We start from the raw sequence: 17,996 nt of genomic DNA, 5'->3' as shown, positions 1-17,996 counted from the left end.
TGCGGTGTGCTCAATCGGCCTCGTAGACCTCGTCTGAGACCTTCTCCATCCAGTCGGCGTTCTTCCCGTCGCGGACGTTGGTGATCGCTATGTGCGACATGCTGGTCGTGTCGGTCGCTCCATGCCAATGCTTCACGCCAGGCGGCGTCCAGACGACGTCACCCGGCCGGATCGAGCGCTTCGCCCCGTTCTCCTCCTGAACCCATCCCGTCCCTTCGACGACGATCAAGGTCTGACCTGCGGGGTGGCTGTGCCAGGCGGATCGTGCGCCCGGTTCGAACGTCACCACGGCGCCGCTGTTCGAAGTCTCCTCGTTCGGGTCGTAGAGTGGATCGACGGTGACGGACCCGGTGAAGTTCGCTTCGGGTCCCTTGGCCGATGGCCTCGATCCGTTCTCCGAGATCACGGTGCTTTCGGCATAGGCCGCCCCGACGAGCAGACCGAGCGTGACGAGCGTGACGAGCGTGGTCGTGAGCATCTTGGTCGACATCGATATTTCTCCTATCATCCGTTGGCACCGACTGGTCGTTCAGCGACCTGGGCGCGAGTTGGGATCAGGCCTGGCGGTATTGGTCGTCGGTGACGTGTTCCATCCAGTCCACGACCTTGCCGTCCTTCTGTTCCTGGATGGCGACATGGGTCATCGCGACCGTCGCGCAGGCTCCGTGCCAATGCTTCTCGCCCGGTTCGAACCAGACGACGTCACCAGGGCGGATCTGCTCGATGGGGCCACCCACGCGTTGAACGAGGCCGACGCCACTCACGACGATCAGGGTCTGTCCGAGGGGATGGGTGTGCCACGCCGTACGAGCGCCTGGTTCGAACGTGACGGTCGACGCCGCCGCACGTCTTGCGTCGTTCGGGGCGAAGAGCGGATCCACGCGCACCGTGCCCGTGAACCAGTCCGAAGGTCCCTTACCGGATGGGTTCGTTCCGTTTCTGACGATGTCCATCACCTGATCTCCTTGTCGCTTCCACGAGCGGCTATGCCATCCGGCATCGAGCCGCACCTGGGTTCGGGTTGTTCCAAATCTCGTTCAGATCCGCGGGCGTCAACGGACGCTCCGTCAGGGGACCGTCGCGCCGCCATCGACCGTGAGTCCCTGTCCGACGACGAAGCTCGCGTGCTCCGAACAGAGCCATAGGACCGCTGCCGCGATCTCCTCGGGACGGCCTGGTCGACCGATCGGAATGCCCTCGACCATCCTCGCGTATGCATCCGGATCGCCGTCGACCACGTCTTTCCCGATCTGAGTGTCTATCAGTCCGGGATTGACGGCGTTCACGCGTATGCCTTCACGGACGTACTCGAGCGCCGCGGTGCGCGTCAGGCCGATCACGCCGTGCTTCGATGCGATGTACGCTCCGATGCCTGGGTTGCCCGTCAGAGCCCCGACGGACGCGTTGTTGACGATGGCCCCGCCACCCTGTCGTTGCATCTGACGCAGTTCATGACGCATGCAGTTCCAGACGCCACGTAGATTGATCCCGATGACCCGGTCCCACTCCTGGTCCGTCGCTTCCGCCGTCGGCGCGATCCGGGCCATGACACCAGCGTTGTTGAAGGCGGCGTCGAGGCGTCCGAACTCGCTCACGGTCCTGTCGATCATCGCTGCGACGTCGCCGTCGTTCGATACGTCGCAACGAACGGCGATCGCACGATGCCCGGAGGCGACCAGCTCGCGGGCCGCCTTTCCGACGGCTTCGTCGCCCACATCGGCGAGCACGACCGCGGCTCCAGCATCTGCGAACGCTTGTGCGGTCGCGAGACCCATGCCGGATGCGGCGCCGGTGACCAGCGCGACCTTTCCGTCGAAATCGATCTTCATCTCTTGCTCCTCGGGTTGATCCGGTCAGGAGGCGGCCTCGGGGGCCGGCACGCCTTGAAGGTCCATGACCACGCCGGTTCGCGTGGCTCGAATGCCGGATAGGGTCAGTTCCCCTTGGTCTCGAAGACTTCCCTCACGACGGGGACCGCGGAGAACACGTTCGGCCAGCCGCCGTAGAAGGCGAGGTGGGTCAGCACCTCGGACGCCTCGGCCTTGGTGAGGCCGTTGTCCATGGCCTTGCCGAGATGGAAGCCGACCTGTCCGGTCTGTCCTGAGACGATCAACGCCGTGACCGTGATCAGACTCCGATCTCGCGGCGCCAAATCAGGACGTTGCCAAACCCGATCGAAAAGGAGGTTCGTGTACTCGACGACGCCGCGCGAGACGGGGCCGACCGTCTCTTCCACGGTCTTCTCGCGGGCGGCTTCAGCCGCCCCATCCTGCGGCAGCAGATCGATATCGAAGCCCGGAAGCTGATCGGCCGTGATACCCCTGCGATCGAAGACGGCCTTGGTAGCTTCGGCCGCGCCCGCGGCGTTGGGGAAGCCCGAGTAGAAGGCGAGGTGCGTGACGATCCCAGACAGTTCGACAGGCGTCACGCCTTCGTCCAAGGCGCGCTCGACGTAAAATGGCATCTCGCCTGTCTGTCCCCTGGCGATCAGGGCAGCGACGGTGACGACGCTTCGATCCCGTCGCGAGAGATCGGGTCTGTTCCAGACCTCGTTCAGAAGCGTATCGCGGGTGAAGGCACCGAGAGCCGGTGCGACAGCATCGACCGCAGGCGTCGGTAAGGGCAGTAGCATTGAGGAGGAGCGCGACTCCTGAGCCGAGGCGGACGAGAGAGTTCCGGCGACGAGACCCGCCGACACGATTCCAAGGATGTTCATCGAGAGCCCCTTCAGATTCTAGTAGTCGGTCTGAAGGTAAGGGTGCAGTACGATGCGATTAGTCGGCCACGATCGATAGCGCCGATGAGCGGTGCTCATGAATGACACGCCCGGAGCGACCGGTTGTTTCGGTGTCATTATTTCGGAAAGGGGATGGCATCGGTTCCGGAGCCGGGTGAGAATCCCTCGTCGTCGATGGTCTCGCTTTCCGTCCGCGACGGATACGGAGCGCGAAATGATACGAGTGAACGCATCGATCTCCCGTCGGACGCTCATGACGGCTGCAGCCACGGCGGCGGCGTTCGGCTCGCGACCTGCCCTAGGTCAGAAGGGGGCGGTCACGCAGGAACGCGTGTCCAGTGGCATCCGTGTTCGCATGATCTTCGGTGACCGCGAGATGATCGCAGAACTCTACGAGAATGCCACGGCGAACGACTTCGTCTCGATGCTGCCACTCGACCTCACCATCGAGGATTTCGGTGGCAACGAGAAGATCGCTCATCTGCCGCGCAAGCTGACGGAGGAGGGAAGCGCTCCCTTCGGTGACGAGCGCCCCTACGACCTCTGCTAATACGTTCCCTGGGGCAATCTGGCGATGTTCTACGCCGACTACCGCAATCCGGGCCTCATACGCCTCGATCGTTTCGAGGAGGGCCGCGAGGCCCTCCACGTATCGGGGACATTCCCCTTGCGGGTCGAGCGCGTGTCTTAGAGAGGCCGTGCTCGGGTCAACGTGCCGACCGGGAAGCGGCCATGCTGGCGATCGCCGATGCGACGAGGATAGCGGCTGCGAATATGAACGTCGCCTGATACCCGCTTCCGTCGAAGATCATACCGCCCACCGTCGCGCCCAGCGTGATGGCAAGCTGAACGACGGCGACCATCAGACCCCCACCGGCCTCCGCGTCGTCCGGAAGCGTGCGGGCGAGCCAAGTCCACCAGCCGACCGGCGCCGCCGTCGCCAGGAAGCCCCAGAGGATCAGTAGCGACACGACCACGTGCATCGAGGTACCCGCGATGACAAGTGCCGCGGCGACGGATGCCATGAGGAGCGGGATCGCGGCGAGGGTGGCATGAAGGCGGCGATCGAGCACGAAGCCGATCAAGGCTGTGCCGACGAAGCCCGCGATGCCTATCGCCAGAAGGATCAGCGACAGCAGGGCGACGTCCACGTTCAGTACGGTCTCGAGAAATGGGCGCACGTAGGTGTAGAGCGCGAACTGGCCCATGAAGAGAAGGCCGACCCCGAGCATGCCGATCACGACGACCTTACGGCGCAGGATCGAAAGGATGCCCGTTCCACCAGTACGAGCCGGTGCTTCGAGGGCTGGCAAGGACAGCCACAGCCAAAGGAAGGCAGAGACCGCGATCGGAACGACGAAAAAGAATGCTCCGCGCCAGCCGATCAGTCCGCCCAGGAAGCTTCCGAGAGGAGCCGCGACGATCGTCGCGAGGGCGTTTCCTCCGTTGAGCACCGCCAGGGCTTTCGGAACCTGATCGTCCGGGACGAGGCGCATGACGGTTGCAGCCGACAGGGACCAGAAGCCGCCGATCGCGACGCCGACGAAGGCCCGCCCGATCATGAAGATCGCGTAGTTCGGGGCGATGGCGGCGATGGTGGCTGAGACGATCATGAGGCCCGTCAGACCGAGCATCAGGAGGCGCCGGTCGATCCGACCGAGAAACGAGGGCAGGAGGAGGCTCGTCAGCACGGCGAAGCCACCTGAGACCGCGATGGCTCGGCCGGCCATGCCATCCGTCACTCCGAGATCGGAGGCGATGGGCGTCAGCAGGCTGACGGGCATGAACTCGCACGCGATCAACGTGAAGGCGCCGAGGGAAAGTGCCAGGACGGAACTCCAGGAGGAGGCATGGGTTCTGGCGTCGGTCGGATGGATCGTGGCTTCTGACTGCATGGTGTTCCTTGCTCCTGCCGAAGCGGAACGGTCGGGGACGATGGAGAGCGTCACCCGACGGATCCGTCCGACCGGTCAGTCGGAGGGGGCGGGGCCTATGGACGGATCGTGATCTGATCAGGTGCCGTCGTCGATCTCGTCATCGAGCCGCGGCGTGAACCTATGGGTCGGATCGCCATCGAACTAGCTCTCGAAAGTTTGATGCGGACATGAGCGCCACTCATCAGTCGTGCCGAGCCAGAACTGATGCTCACGGGTGCGTGATTGTTCATGAGCTAGCTTCATGACGACTTGCGAGACGGCGCTGATAATCGTCTGCGGCCCGATGCCTTAAGTCTCCATCCAAGCAAGCTGGCGGGTCGATGCCCGCCTTGGATGAACGCCACCAAGCAGGATGGAGACGGACCGATGACCGACCACGACATGACCCCCCCGTACGCCGCGTCGAACGACCGCCCGGCGATCGGTGGCCTCTTGAGGTTGGCGACGGCGGGAGCGATGGCTCTTGGCCTTGCCTCCGTCGCCACGGCGACGAAGAGCCTCGCTCAAAATCTGTCGAACGGGGCTGCCAACTTTTACGCCAGCGACGCCGTGACCGTTCAGCCGATCACCTTCCAGACCCAGTACCGGACGACGGTCGCCGGCAACATCTTCATCCCGAAGGATCTGGATCGGAGCGTGGATCACGCCGCGATCGTCGTCGGCCACCCGATGGGAGCCGTCAAGGAGCAGAGTGCGAACCTCTATGCCACCAAGATGGCCGAGCGGGGCTTCGTCACGGTCTCGCTGGACCTCCCGTACTGGGGTGGTAGCGAAGGCGAGCCCCGCAATGCGGTGGCCCCCGACCTCTACGCGGAGGCCTTCAGCGCCGCCGTCGACTACCTGGGGAAGCAGGACTTCGTCGATCGGGACCGGATCGGGGCGATCGGCATCTGCGGCAGCGGTTCCTTCGTAATCTCGGCAGCCAAGATCGACCCCCGCATCCGCTCGATCGCGACGGTCTCCATGTACGACATGGGCGCCGCGAACCGTAACGCCCTGCAGAACTCGCTGTCGGTCGAGGATCGGAAGGCCATCATCGTGGCGGCTGCCGAGCAGCGCTGGGCGGAGGTCGACGGGGCCGAGACCGCCGTGGCAGGCGGCACGGACCTCGAACTGACGTCCGAGACGCACCCGATCCAGCGCGAGTTCTACGACTTCTACCGGACCGAGCGTGGGCAGGTGACGCCGGAAGGCGCCTCCGCGGAACGCACGACCAAGCCGACCGTGACGTCGAACGTGAAGTTCATGAACTTCTACCCGTTCAACGACATCGAGACGATCTCGCCTCGTCCGATGATGTTCGTCTCCGGTGACCAGGCGCATTCGAAAGAGTTCTCGCAGAAGGCCTACGAACTCGCTTCCGAGCCGAAGGAACTCGTCTGGGTGGCGGGCGCCGGTCACGTCGATCTCTACGACCGCGTCGACCTCATTCCGTTCGATCGCCTCGAGACCTTCTTCGAAAGCAGCCTGGCCAGTCGCGAGGCAGGTCTCGCGAAGAACTGAGGAACGGATCGGAGGAGGATGGGTCCACCCCGTCCTCCCGAACTCGAGGACTGCCGATCATGTTCAGGATCGCACTGGTGACCACGGCTCTTACGGCCATGATGGGAATGGCGATGGCACAGGAACGCATCTCGATCTCGTCGGACTGGGGAACGGTCGATGCCGTCGTCGCCGACAACGCTGCAGGCAACGCTCTACTCGAGATGCTGCCCGTCACGATCCGGATGCGGGATCACCTGCGTCAGGAGAAGACCGGCAACCTGCCGCGCCGACTTCCGGAAAGTCCCCGCGTTCGGGACTTCGCGCCCGGTACCGTCGGGCTTTGGGGTTCGGGCGACTTCGTCGTCTACTATCGCGAGGGCCGCGTTCCTCGACCAGGGATAGTCGTCCTTGCACAGGTCCAGGGCGACGTCTCAATCTTCGATCGGCCCGGCGACGTCTCGGTGCGGATCGAGCGAACGGACCGCTGACGGTTTGAAACGTCTCCCGCCCTGGTCCCGGCGCACACCGCCGGACCTCCGGCCCGCACGCTCCTGGTCGTGCCCTCGGACTTCCACCAGATCTCGTCGCGACATTCGCGTCGTAGATCGATGTGTCTCAACAAAATTCGACGCCTCTCGACACTGGCACCACGGCCCGTCCGGGGACGCTTGCCGGGCAGTCGCGAGCCACAATCCAATCGGAAGGAACTCGACATGAAGTATCACATCGCGACCGCTGGCCTTCTGATGGTTGCCCTTGCCTCGACAGCGATGGCGCAGTCGCCGGGTGGTGATTCCGCCACGCGGCTCCAGGGTGTCTGGCGGATGACGTCTCTCGAACAGGGGACCCCGGGGAGCGACCTGTCGGCGGTCGACTTCACCGGACAAATCGTCTTCACCGACAATGGCGTCGTCGCCGTGCAGGCCATGAAGACCTCGGGCGATGACCCCGGCAACCCTTATGCGGTGAACGGATACGAAGCCTACTACGGCGCCTACGACGTCGCGGCCGACGGCACCGTCGTCACGTTCGACGTCCAGTCCTCCGTCGTGCGAGACCTCATCGGGAGGAAGCTGGAACGGGCAATCGAGGTGACGGACGACCGGCTGGTCATCACCCCGACGAGCAAGGACGAGAACTGGCGCGTCACCTACGAGCGCCAGGACTGATGGACCCGCCGACGGGGCGTCGTCGGATCGCAGGTAGCGTCCAGAAAGGGGGCGCCGCAACGGCTGCGGCTCCCAGGACAAGCCATCGAAGCATCGAGAGGAAAGGCCAGATGAAGCATCATTCGTCGAATACGCCTTGGCGCGCTCGCGGGTTCGCGGGATGGGCCGTAGCCGGCATGGCAGTGGCGGTAGTGTTGGCGACCTCGCTCTATCCATCGCCTCCGGCGCTCGCCCATCATGGATGGCCCGGCTTCGAGACCGGTCGCCTGATCTACGTCGCGGGATCGGTCTCCTCGGAGGGGGTGTGGGGCAATCCGCATTCGCAGTTCGACGTGACCGTGGACGACGACCTGCCGGCCAGAACGCCCGATCTGCCCATCCCGGAGCAGTTGCAGGACCCGGAGGACAGCACCCGCGTCAAGGCCGCCCTCGCGTACGACGGTCCGCACGAGGATCTCGAGATCATCATCGCGCCGCCGGCATGGTCGGGCAGGTGGGGCCTTGATCGTGCCCTGAGGGTGGGCGAGCGCTTCCAGGCCGTTGGATACATCAATAGGACGGACGACGGCCTCTTTCGTCCGGTCGTGTTCTGGTACGGCGACGACCTCGTCCCGGTGAACCAGGTTCTCGGCAACACGCTTCCCGAACGTGCGCCGCTATCGAGATAGGCGACGACGAAATCGACAGGTCTTCCCATCGGGCGCGCTCGTTCCGCAGCAGACATCTCGACGAGCGTGTCGCCGACCCGCGGACGGCGGCGGTAGGCAGGGCGAGCGGCGTCCCTATCCTTCCCTTACCCCGGTTAAATCAAGAGGCAGCAGCCGAAAGGTGCGGGCAGGAACGGCTCTCGGGACGCGGTCGGCGCGTGGCGCCGAAACGGCTTCACTGCCCACATGGCGTGGCACGAACAGGAACGAGAGATGCCCAATATCCTGAATACGGCCCTTCAGCTGCTGCAGGGATCCGCCCTCGGCGAACTGGTACGTAACTCCCAGTATCTCTACCCGGTCATCGAGGCGACCCACATTCTCGGGATCGCGCTTCTTGTCGGGCCGGCGTTCGCCTTCGATCTCAGGATCTTCGGGTACGGACGTCGCGTCGTCTCCGTGACGACGGCTGCGCGTCATCTGCTCCCCGTCTCCCACGTCGGCTTCGCGGTGACCATCGTGACCGGTATCGCGTTGCTCAGTGCCCAGGCGACCATGGTGGCCGCGGCGGGAGCCGCGCCTTGGAAGCTCGGGCTGATCCTGGTCGCCGGCGTGAACGTCGCGATGTTCCACCTCGGGATTTACCGCAGTGTCGGCGATTGGGCAGGACGGGGAACCACGCCAATCTCGGCCCGCATAGGAGCAGGTGTCTCTCTAGTCACATGGACGGGAGTGATCTTCGCCGGTCGACTGCTTGCATACACCTAGGTCCTGACCCCAATCACGGCTTTCACAGTGGAACTGTTCGGCTGTCACAGCCATCACGAGCCCGCGTCTCAAATGCGAGCATCCCCAAGCAAGGAGCAGATGCCCCGCATCCAAATCGATGGCGAGGGTGTACAGCGAACGATAAGGACAACTCCCAGCTCATCTACCAGGCCACGCGCAAGGCAGTTGGTCGGACTCTATACAATCTGCCGATTGGCAGGTCTAAGCTGTTGTGCGCAACCTCTTCGGACATTCGGTTGCAAGGGACAATATCCCCGCTAGCGGGAATCCGTCTTTATCGACTATCACTAGCTGCATCGCTGCAGCATCTCGATTCGCTTGCCTCCTGCAGCCATTCGCTTGCTGATTGTGGAGAATCACGTTGGAAGAGAAGTCAAACGCGGTCGAACTAGCCGTCGAGATCACGACTGCGTGGCTCTCAAACCCAAACACGCGAGTCGCTCCAGAGGATGTCCACACCTTCCTGAAGAACAGTCACGCCGCTCTCGTAGGCATGATTGATCCGCCGGTCGAAGCGTCGGCTGATCAGTTGGAAGCGTCAGAGGAATACCAGGGCGCCGTTAGCGTGCGAAAGAGCTTGGCCGATCCCGAAGTCATCATCAGCATGATCGACGGGAAGCCCTACAAAGCGCTTCGACGTCACCTTGCAACGCACGGTCTGACGCCTGAGACTTATCGTGAGCGGTATGGTCTGAAGGCAGACTATCCGATGGTAGCTCCGAACTATTCGAAGCGACGTGCGGAAGTGGCCAAGCAGTTGGGGCTTGGACGAAAGCGCACTGTCCCGGCAGACGCCGCGACGGAGGATGCTGCGGTATCCGAACCAGTGGCTGCGCCGGAACCCACGGCCAAGCAAAAGACCAAGCGGTCCGCGAAGAATGGCGCGAGGGCGGACGCTTGAGGGTTCTCGATCGATCTTCATTTGAAATCGGATTGCCGAGGAAACGAGATTGGCCGGACGTGGGGATACCTACCTGCCAATTTGATCTTTCGCTGACTGCGGAAGGTCGAACTCTCGTCTTCGGTAGAAGATGAGACTAGAATTGCCTCGAGCACGACTGCTTCGTCGTCAATGCAGATGCTGCCTCGATTAATTGGGGCGGGTTGCGAAGATGAAGCTGAAAGCGCGAGGCGAACGGCCAGCCGATCGCCTCGCACAATTACTCTACTGCAGCATCTCGGGCGGCAGGGCGGAGCCGTGGAAGCGCTGGTAGATCTCGTTGAGCTTGCCGTTCTTCAGGTTGGCGCCGACCCACTCGTCGAGCTTGGCCTTCAGTTCGGGCTCGTTCTTGCGCAGGCCGATCGCGAGATCGAAGGTGCGGATCACGAACTTCGGCTCGTAGGCGAGGTCCGGATTGCGCTGCCCGATCTGGTTCACCAGCGTCGCGGAGGTCGCCACCATCTTGGCCTGTCCGCTGACGGCCGCCGTCACCATCGTGGCGTCGTCGTCGTAGCGGGTGACGGTGAAGCCCTTTTCCGAGGCGAGGCTCGTCAGCTCGGTATCCTGCGTGGTGCCGCGGGTCACCGTGATCGCTTGGCCGCGAACATCGTCCCAGCCAGTGATGGTCGAAGCCTTCGGCGCGCCGACCACCGACTGCAGCGCGGCATAGGGCCTTGAGAAGTCGATCACCTCGGCCCGCTGAGGCGTGACCGACAGCGTCGAGATTACAATGTCAGCCTTGTTCGTTTGAAGGTTCGGGATGCGCGTGGCACCCGTTGTCTGCACGAACTCGAGTTCTAGGCCCCAGTCGGCCGCCAGGAGCTTCGCCGTCTCGACGTCGGAGCCCGTCGGCTGGAGGTTGGCGTCGAGCATGCCCGACGGCGGGATCGCCATGTCGGTGGCCACCCGAATCTTCTTGGCGGCCATGATGTCGGCCAGCGCATCGGCTGCGGCCGGCGCAACGCCGGCGGCAAGCGTTGCGAGAACCGCAGCAACAGCGGTGAGCGTCTTCAGCGTCATGTGGTTCCTCCCTTGTTGCGGCGGGTGCTGGATCGCCCCGCCGTCACAGTTCTTCGGCGACGAAGTCGCGCAGTTCGGGCGTCGCCGGCCGATCGAGGATCGCCGCCGTCCCATGCTCGTGGATGCGGCCTTGGTGCATGAAGACGACCTGGTCGGCGATGCGCCGGGCGAAGTTCATCTCGTGCGTCACCATGATCATCGTCATACCGCCGGCGGCCAGGCTCTCGATGACGCGCAGCACTTCGCCGGTGAGTTTGGGGTCGAGCGCCGAAGTCACCTCGTCGAAGAGCATGACCTTGGGCTCCATCGCCAGCGAGCGGGCGATCGCGGCGCGCTGCTGCTGGCCGCCCGACAGCTGTTCGGGATATTGGTCCGCCTTCTCGGCGAGGCCCACCTTGGCGAGAACGCCCTCGGCCACCGCCCGCGCCTCTGCCTTCGCCATCTTCTTTACCGAACGGGGCGCCAGCATGATGTTCTCGGCGATCGTCAGGTGCGGGAAGAGGTTGTAGCTCTGGAAGACGATACCGACGTCCTGCCGTAGCCGCCTGAGGTCGAGCTTCGGGTCGTCGACCCGGTGGCCGCAAACCTCGATCTCGCCGCTGTCGATGACCTCCAGCCGGTCGATGCAGCGCAGCGCCGTGGACTTGCCCGAGCCGCTCGCCCCGATCAGCGCGACGACCTCGCCCTTCTCGACGGAGAACGAGACGCCGTGCAGCACCTGGACGGACCCGAAGCTTTTCCTGACGTCCTTGAGGGCGACGATGGGCATGGCTGTATCCTGGTTGGAAGCCGCGGTCATGCCGACAGGGCCTTGAGGGTGCGAAGGCGCGCCGCGCCGCGCTGCTCCAGCCGGCGACTGAGAAGCGACACCGGGTAGCAGAGGCAGAAGTAGAGGGCGGCGACGATCACGTAGATCAGGAAGGGCTCGAAGATCGAGTTGTTGATGAGCTGCCCGGCGCGGGCGAGCTCAACGAAGCCGACGACGGAGGCGAGCGAGGTGTTCTTGATGATCTGGACGCAGAAGCCGACGGTCGGCGGCGTCGCGATGCGGATCGCCTGCGGCAGGATCACCTGGAACATGCGGCTGGTCTTCGAGAGCGCGAGGCACTCGGCCGCTTCCCACTGGGCTTTGGGCACCGACTGGAGGCAACCGCGCCAGATCTCGCCGAGATAGGCGCCGACATAGATCGTCAGCGACAGGCCGGCGGCGAGGAGCGGCGAGATCGAATAGCCGAGCGTCGGCAGGCCGAAATAGGTGATGAAGAGGATGATGAGGAGCGGCGTGCCCTGGACGATCGTGACGTAGAGGCCGGCGATGATGCGCAGCGCCCGCAAGGGCGCGGTGCGTCCGAGCGCGACGAGGAAACCGACGAGCCCTCCGCCGACGAACGCCATCAGCGACAGGACGATCGTCCACATCGCCCCGACGAGGAGGAACTGAAGGTGGCCGAGATTGACGGCGGTGTTCATGGTTGCGACCCCTAGAGAGCCGTGCCGAGGCGTCGCAGCCGCGGGAAGATGAGGAGGCCGAAGAGCCAGAAGACGAGGCGCATCACGAGCGACAGCGCGAGATAGAGGAAGGCGGCGACCAGGAAGGTCTCGAAGGGGCGGTAGGTCTCGGACTGGATGAAGTTGGCGGCGGCCGTCAGTTCCTCGACGGAAATCTGGGAGGTCACGGAGGAAGCCAGCATCAGGAGGATGAACTGGCTGGTGAGCGAGGGGTAGACGCGCTCCATCGCCGGGCGCAGCGCGACGTGCCAATAGGCTTTCGGTTTCGAGAGGCCCAGGCATTCGGCCGCCTCCCACTGTCCCCGGTGCACGGAATCGAACCCGGCCCGCATGATCTCGGCCGTGTAGGCGCCGACGTTGATGGTCAGCGCGATGATCGCGACGGTGACGGCGGAGAACGAGAAGCCGAGGCTCGACAGCCCGAAATAGACGACGAAGATCTGCACCAGGAACGGCGTGTTTCGGATGCTCTCGATGTAGACGCCGGCTGCCCAAGAGGCCCAGCGCAGGCTCGAGCGCCTCGCGATCGCGCAGGCCGTGCCGATCAGGAAGCCGGTCAGCGTCGTCACCGCGGCGAGCTGCACGGTGAGGAGGAGGCCGTCCTGCAGCATCTGCCAGCGGGCGAAGATGGCGGTGAAGTCGATGCTCATGGCCGCCCGTCCGGCGCGCCGGCGGCACGCTGCCCGGTCATTCGGTCGTAGACGCGGAACAGGGCCTGGTTGCCGTTGGCACCCTCGCCATGCGCCTTGGCCTCGAGATACTGCGTGGTGACAAGCGAGGTCGCGGGCAGGGGCACGGAACGCGCCTGCGCCATCTCGAGCGTCAGCCGTAGATCCTTCAGCATCAGGTCGATGCGAAAGCCCGCTCCGGCATCTCCCGCGATCATCGCGGGGCCGAGCTTGTCCAGCATCCATGAGGAGGCCGAGCCGCCCAGGAGCACGTCGCGCATTTGGTCGAGATCGACCCCGCAGGCGCGGCCGAGTGCCAGCGCCTCGCAGATGGCCTGGAGGTTCACGCCGCAGACGAGCTGGTTGCAGAGCTTCACCGTCTGGCCGGCGCCGCTTTCGCCCACGTGCGAGATCGTCGTGCCCATCGCGGACAGGACCGGCTGGACGCGCTCGAACGCCTGCGCGTCGCCGCCCACCATGATCGAGAGCGTGGCGTTCTTCGCACCGATCGGGCCGCCCGATACGGGCGCGTCGAGCATCGAGATGCCGGAGGCGGCCAGACGCTCCGCCATGGCCCGCGTCGCCACCGGCGAGATTGTGCTCATGTCGACGAGGACCGTGCCCGGACGCATCGCCTCGACGAGACCGCCCGAGCCGAGGGCCACATCCTCGACATGCGGGGTATCGGGCAGCATGGTGACGACGACGTCCGCGCTTGCGCCGACATCCGCCACGCTCGGCGCGGGACGGGCCCCGATCGTCGCCAAGGCCTCGACGGCCGCCGGGTCGATGTCATGGGCGGCGACGCGATAGCCCGCCTCGACGAGGTTGCGGGCCATCTCGCGGCCCATCATGCCGAGGCCGACGAAGCCGACCCGCGCCCTATCTGTGTCGTTCATCCCTGACCTCCTCCCATAGTCGTCGTCCGGCCGGTCAGTCCGACGTTTCGAGCTGGGCGAGCTTGTCGACGCGACGCACGAAGTCCTCGTTGCGGTCGAACTCGGCGGCGAAGAAGGCGTCGACGAGGTCGTTGGCGAGCCAGGGGCCGACGATCTGGGCGCCGATGCACATGACGTTGACGTCGTCGTGCTCGACCGACTGGTGGGCCGAATGCACGTCGTGGCAGACCGCGGCGCGGATGCCGCGGATCTTGTTGGCCGCGATCGCGGCGCCGACACCCGTGCCGCAAACGAGGAGGCCGCGCTCAGCGGCCTTGCCGCGCACCTTGTCGCAGACGAGGCGGGCGATGTCGGGGAAGTCGACCGGGTTCGGGTCGTAGCTGCCGACATCCTCGATCTCGTGCCCACCGGCTTTCAGATGCTCGATGACCTGGGCCTTCAGCGGAAAGCCGGCGTGGTCGCTGCCGATGACGATTTTCATGGATGGGTCCTTGCGTTCGGGTCGTTCGACGGCTCGGCGGAAGAGGCCGTCCCCCGACGCTCCCCCATCCGGTGCGCGGTCTCGAGCATGGTTGCCCGGCGTCGGAACTCGGCGCCGATCTCGAAATGGCGGGTGAGGAGGTCGTCGGCCTTCGGTGCGTCGCGGTCGACGATGGCGGAGAAGATCAGCCGGTGGTGGTCGATCAGGAACTCGTCGATCCCCTCGATCCGGATGATCTGCTCGCGGCGGTCGAGATGCGAGCGCATCATCAGGGCTGAGAGCGAGCCGTAGATGCTGACGAGCGTCGGCGAATGGGCGGCCCGCACGATCGCCTCGTGGAAGCGGAAGTCGGCGGCGCCGCCCGCCTCGACGTCGTGGATGGTCTCGGCGATCAGCTTCAAGGCGTCGGCGATCCGATCGAGATCGGGTTGCGTCGCCCGGCGGCAGGCGAGACGCACGGCATGGTGCTCGATCGCGATGCGCGCTTCCATGATGTCATCGATGACATCGGCCTGCTGCGCCAGCACGAAGGAGAAGAACTCGCCGAGGGTCGAGACGTCCGGCCGCTTCACGATCGTGCCGACGCCGTGGCGGATCTCGACGGCTCCGATCATCGCCAGCGCCCGCAGCGCCTCCCGCAGCATGGGACGGCTGACGTTCAACCGGGCTGACAGCTCACGCTCGGGCAGGAGGCAGTCGCCGGTCTTCAACTGGCCCGACAGAAGCTGCTCGCGCAGGAACGAGACGACGCGCTCGTAGCCGCTTCGGGTGTCGGTGTCGCCGCGCGTGATGGAAACGTCACTGCTCATCAGGTGATCCGTCCGTGGTCAGACCACTTACGGATGAGTTGAGGTGCCTGTCAACCGAGCTTGAGAGGTCTTCGAAAGAATCACCTCTTCCTAGGCAGCTTCAGCGGTAGGGTTTGCGTGGCGTCGCCCGGGGAACATGACCGAAATGCGCTCGGTACTGGCGCCCGAAATCGCTCATGTGGGTGAAGCCCCAGCGTCGAGCTGCCGCAGCGATCGACAATTCATCACGGTACGTCGTCCGAAGATCCTCGTTGACTCGCTCGAGGCGGCGACGGGTCACATACTGCGTTGGTGAGCAACTTCTGAACTTTTGGAAGTTCTGCTGCAGCGAGCGCACGCTTATCCCTGCCGCTCGTGCGACGTCTTCAAGGCGGAAGGGCTTTGCGAGATTGTCCTCCACGAATTCAAGAGCCCGTGATATCCTTTCGACGGCAATTGGCTCTCCCGGCCGCGGGGATGGCATCGTCGCTTGCCTTGGCCAAGCGGTCAGCAGCTGATAGACGATGATTTCCTCAAGCAGCGCCAACCAATGATCATCCAGCGCTGCGCCAGTCTCCAAACGCGCCATCAAGCTGACGAAGCTGCTCTTAAAAGCTCTCATTTCCCGCGTTTGAGAGGGCGCAATAGGAACCAGAAATGGCGGCGCTGTTCCGTCGCCCTCAAGAGCTCGGTGACCACGCAGCAGGCCATCTCGAGAGATCGTCCCGCCAAAGGACGAGAAGCCCTCGGAAGCCTCTTCGTTGCGCATGTCCTTGAACGCCACGAACATCGCATGACCGGGAAGACCGACATGTTCGAATTGTCCGTTGCGCCGGATCATCCGGCCGCTCTCGATGAAGCGGATCGTGATGACGTCGGCCTCATGCTTCGGTACGCTTACGAAGCCTGACCGAGAGCTCGTTGCCCAGCAGCAGAAGGTTTGACTTTGAGCACCCTGCAACACGAGATCAGACGTTAATGGCCGAGCAAATGGCAGGAAGTCGATTGCGATCGCCCCGACCTCGTTCAGCAATTCTAGTTGCTCAGGACTGGACACGCTGTGCCGAAAGCTGGCTTGGGATCGCCATTCCCCGATCGTGCACGACGGACCATGATCCATGTAGCCCCCTTCGATGCCTTCGTTGATTTCCGGGAAATTGTTCGACTGCTACACCATGCAAGATCGGAGGCATCAGAGAGCCGAAGGTTTCACGGATCTCCGCCCCGGATCGAAAACAGGTATTCATCCAAAAAACCGAACATGCTCGTTCGCTTGGGACTCGACCTGTTCTGGGTGAGCCTGCGGCCTGCCGAACAGGAAGCCTTGCATGTCCGTACAGCCGGAGCGCAACAGGAACTCCCTCTGCTCCTGCGTCTCGACGCCTTCAGCAGTCACCGATAGTTGGAAGCTCTCGCACAATGTCATGATGGCGCGCACGATGCCGATCGAGCGAGCCGAGCCGTCAATGCCACGTACGAAGCTGCGATCGATCTTCAGTCCCGTGAGGGGCAGATCTTTCACGAGGGAAAGTGAGGAAAACCCTGTTCCGAAGTCATCGAGGGTGATCCGGACGCCCATCTCCCTAAGTTGGTGGATGACATGCCGTGCGAGATCCAAATCTTCAAGAATGGCTGTTTCCGTAATTTCGATCTCTAGACGGTCTGGACGCAGCCCTGTTTGCGTTAAGATCTCCGAGACCTTGCCCACTATGTCGACGCTACGTAGTTGTGTCGGCGACAGGTTGACGGCCACCGTCAGGGCGGGATCCCATTGAGCCGCCTCTTTGCACGCCGTAAGCATTACCCATTCGCCCAATCTAGCCATAAGACCCAATTCCTCGGCAAGCGGAACGAAGGTCGAAGGTGAGATTGTTCTGCCTGTTTGGTCCGTCCAGCGCAGCAGAGCCTCGTAGCCGATGAGTTTACTCGTTTTTCCATCGACAATTGGCTGGTAGACGAGAATGAATGCCTCGGCGGTAACGGCATGGCGGAGCTGAATTTCGAGGGCGCCGCGGGTGAGGGCCCTCTCATCCATCACGGGGTTGAACATGCAGGCGCGGTTCCGGCCGCTCCTCTTAGCTTGGTACAGCGCCAAATCCGCATGACGGATTAGCGTCGAGCTATCCGTCCCATGCAAGGGGGCGACTGCGATGCCGACGCTGGCACCGATCATGGCAGGCTTCGCGCCGATATCGAACGGGCTGCCGAGAGCGGCTATTATCGTTCGGGCGAGGTCCACCGCATCCAGGGTGCCGGTGGTCGCGGTCGTCATGATTGCGAACTCGTCTCCGCCGAGCCGCCCAATACATTGAGCGCTTGGAGCTACGGCTTTCAGGCGAGCCGCAACCTCGACGAGAACGCGGTCTCCCGCTGAATGGCCGAATGTGTCGTTGACCGGCTTAAACCGATCGAGATCGATGTAGAGAAGACTGGCGAAACCATTGGGAGGCAGCCGCCTCAACTCTTCGTCGATAGCCTCGAGCAGTCCAACGCGGTTGCTGATGCCGGTCAACGCGTCTGATCGAGCCTGATAGGCGAGAGCTTGATCGGCTCGACGCCGCTCCGTCATGTCGCGTGTCACCTTGCCGAAGCCGAGCAGAACACCCGTTTCGTCGTAGACCGGTGTGACAGTAACAAGGGCCCAAAAGGCCGAGCCATCCTTGCGGTACCGAAGACCCTCTTCGGAGAAAACACCTGCTTCCAACGCGAGTTCGAGGTTGCGAAGGGGCGCCCCATCCAGTTGCTCGTTAGGCGAATAGAAGCACGAGAAGTTGCGGCCAAGGATCTCGTCGGCGCGATAGCCCTTCGCTCGTTCGGCACCTTCGTTCCAATTCATCACTGAGCCGCTTGGGTCGACCATGAAGATGGCGTAATCTTTTACGCCCTGCACAAGCAGGCGATACATCTGATCTGCCGACACTCGGTCA

General features: G+C 63.7%; 20 protein-coding genes and 1 pseudogene. 7 read left to right on the top strand and 14 right to left on the bottom strand.

From position 1 onward, the window contains the following. Positions 1-10: 10 nt before the first annotated feature. From ACLNGM_RS17255 to ACLNGM_RS17240, 4 genes are all read right to left on the bottom strand, one after another. Complete coding sequence (locus ACLNGM_RS17255; protein WP_416355858.1) at positions 11-490, bottom strand: cupin domain-containing protein; 480 nt, start codon at positions 488-490, stop codon at positions 11-13. A 64-nt stretch (positions 491-554) separates the two neighbouring features. Then, positions 555-953, bottom strand: a complete 399-nt coding sequence (locus ACLNGM_RS17250; RefSeq protein ID WP_416358478.1) for a cupin domain-containing protein — start codon at positions 951-953, stop codon at positions 555-557. Between the two features lie 114 nt (positions 954-1,067). Then, entirely contained in the window at positions 1,068-1,829 is a 762-nt protein-coding gene (locus ACLNGM_RS17245) for a glucose 1-dehydrogenase (protein WP_416355857.1), read from the bottom strand. 104 nt (positions 1,830-1,933) lie between these two features. After that, positions 1,934-2,716, bottom strand: coding sequence for a carboxymuconolactone decarboxylase family protein (locus ACLNGM_RS17240; protein WP_416355856.1), 783 nt, complete (start codon positions 2,714-2,716; stop codon positions 1,934-1,936). Positions 2,717-2,951: 235 nt separating this feature from the next. On the opposite strand from ACLNGM_RS17240, the pseudogene ACLNGM_RS17235 reads away from it, so the two are divergent. Next, a pseudogene (locus ACLNGM_RS17235) lies at positions 2,952-3,428 on the top strand (cyclophilin-like fold protein). 16 nt (positions 3,429-3,444) lie between these two features. Here ACLNGM_RS17235 and ACLNGM_RS17230 read toward each other — a convergent pair. Next, positions 3,445-4,632, bottom strand: coding sequence for an MFS transporter (locus ACLNGM_RS17230; RefSeq protein WP_416355855.1), 1,188 nt, complete (start codon positions 4,630-4,632; stop codon positions 3,445-3,447). Positions 4,633-5,040: 408 nt separating this feature from the next. On the opposite strand from ACLNGM_RS17230, the gene ACLNGM_RS17225 reads away from it, so the two are divergent. The 6 genes from ACLNGM_RS17225 to ACLNGM_RS17200 all read left to right on the top strand — a co-directional run bounded on the left by ACLNGM_RS17225 (position 5,041) and on the right by ACLNGM_RS17200 (position 9,665). Continuing rightward, on the top strand, positions 5,041-6,177 hold the full coding sequence (locus tag ACLNGM_RS17225; RefSeq protein WP_416355854.1) for an alpha/beta hydrolase: 1,137 nt from the start codon (positions 5,041-5,043) through the stop codon (positions 6,175-6,177). 59 nt (positions 6,178-6,236) lie between these two features. Further along, positions 6,237-6,647 (top strand): cyclophilin-like fold protein, encoded by a 411-nt coding sequence (locus ACLNGM_RS17220; RefSeq protein WP_416355853.1) that lies wholly within the window; start codon positions 6,237-6,239, stop codon positions 6,645-6,647. A 225-nt stretch (positions 6,648-6,872) separates the two neighbouring features. Continuing rightward, positions 6,873-7,328 (top strand): lipocalin-like domain-containing protein, encoded by a 456-nt coding sequence (locus ACLNGM_RS17215; RefSeq protein ID WP_416355852.1) that lies wholly within the window; start codon positions 6,873-6,875, stop codon positions 7,326-7,328. Between the two features lie 110 nt (positions 7,329-7,438). Further along, a complete protein-coding gene (locus ACLNGM_RS17210; protein WP_416355851.1) occupies positions 7,439-7,996 on the top strand; it encodes a hypothetical protein in 558 nt (185 codons plus the stop codon). A gap of 252 nt (positions 7,997-8,248) precedes the next feature. Continuing rightward, the gene (locus ACLNGM_RS17205; RefSeq protein ID WP_416355850.1) at positions 8,249-8,743 is read left to right on the top strand and encodes a hypothetical protein; all 495 of its coding nucleotides are present in this window, start codon (positions 8,249-8,251) and stop codon (positions 8,741-8,743) included. 382 nt (positions 8,744-9,125) lie between these two features. Then, on the top strand, positions 9,126-9,665 hold the full coding sequence (locus ACLNGM_RS17200; protein ID WP_416355849.1) for a MucR family transcriptional regulator: 540 nt from the start codon (positions 9,126-9,128) through the stop codon (positions 9,663-9,665). Positions 9,666-9,929: 264 nt separating this feature from the next. On the opposite strand, the gene ACLNGM_RS17195 is transcribed toward ACLNGM_RS17200, so the two are convergent. The 9 genes from ACLNGM_RS17195 to ACLNGM_RS17155 form a co-directional block, all read right to left on the bottom strand. Next, the gene (locus tag ACLNGM_RS17195; protein ID WP_416355848.1) at positions 9,930-10,724 is read right to left on the bottom strand and encodes a transporter substrate-binding domain-containing protein; all 795 of its coding nucleotides are present in this window, start codon (positions 10,722-10,724) and stop codon (positions 9,930-9,932) included. A 43-nt stretch (positions 10,725-10,767) separates the two neighbouring features. Next, the gene (locus ACLNGM_RS17190) at positions 10,768-11,493 is read right to left on the bottom strand and encodes an amino acid ABC transporter ATP-binding protein (protein ID WP_416355847.1); all 726 of its coding nucleotides are present in this window, start codon (positions 11,491-11,493) and stop codon (positions 10,768-10,770) included. 26 nt (positions 11,494-11,519) lie between these two features. Continuing rightward, positions 11,520-12,194 carry an amino acid ABC transporter permease gene (locus ACLNGM_RS17185; RefSeq protein WP_416355846.1) on the bottom strand — a complete coding sequence of 225 codons (675 nt, stop codon included), beginning with the start codon at positions 12,192-12,194 and terminating at the stop codon, positions 11,520-11,522. Positions 12,195-12,205: 11 nt separating this feature from the next. Next, positions 12,206-12,883, bottom strand: coding sequence for an amino acid ABC transporter permease (locus ACLNGM_RS17180; protein ID WP_416355845.1), 678 nt, complete (start codon positions 12,881-12,883; stop codon positions 12,206-12,208). Beyond that, entirely contained in the window at positions 12,880-13,800 is a 921-nt protein-coding gene (locus ACLNGM_RS17175; protein WP_416355844.1) for an NAD(P)-dependent oxidoreductase, read from the bottom strand. The genes ACLNGM_RS17180 and ACLNGM_RS17175 overlap by 4 nt, the downstream gene beginning before the upstream one ends. A gap of 34 nt (positions 13,801-13,834) precedes the next feature. Further along, positions 13,835-14,281 (bottom strand): ribose 5-phosphate isomerase B, encoded by a 447-nt coding sequence (rpiB, locus tag ACLNGM_RS17170; RefSeq protein ID WP_416355843.1) that lies wholly within the window; start codon positions 14,279-14,281, stop codon positions 13,835-13,837. After that, on the bottom strand, positions 14,278-15,090 hold the full coding sequence (locus ACLNGM_RS17165) for a FadR/GntR family transcriptional regulator (protein WP_416355842.1): 813 nt from the start codon (positions 15,088-15,090) through the stop codon (positions 14,278-14,280). The genes rpiB and ACLNGM_RS17165 overlap by 4 nt, the downstream gene beginning before the upstream one ends. A gap of 100 nt (positions 15,091-15,190) precedes the next feature. After that, positions 15,191-16,189, bottom strand: a complete 999-nt coding sequence (locus tag ACLNGM_RS17160) for a helix-turn-helix domain-containing protein (RefSeq protein ID WP_416355841.1) — start codon at positions 16,187-16,189, stop codon at positions 15,191-15,193. 123 nt (positions 16,190-16,312) lie between these two features. Continuing rightward, entirely contained in the window at positions 16,313-17,974 is a 1,662-nt protein-coding gene (locus ACLNGM_RS17155) for a putative bifunctional diguanylate cyclase/phosphodiesterase (protein ID WP_416355840.1), read from the bottom strand. Between the last annotated feature and the right edge of the window lie 22 nt (positions 17,975-17,996).

The sequence above is a fragment of the Aureimonas phyllosphaerae genome, from assembly GCF_047943035.1.
In the GTDB taxonomy this organism is placed as follows: Bacteria; Pseudomonadota; Alphaproteobacteria; order Rhizobiales; family Rhizobiaceae; genus Aureimonas; species Aureimonas phyllosphaerae.
The sequence above is the reverse complement of the archived record's forward strand: the minus strand, read 5'-3'. Positions and strand labels throughout refer to the sequence as shown.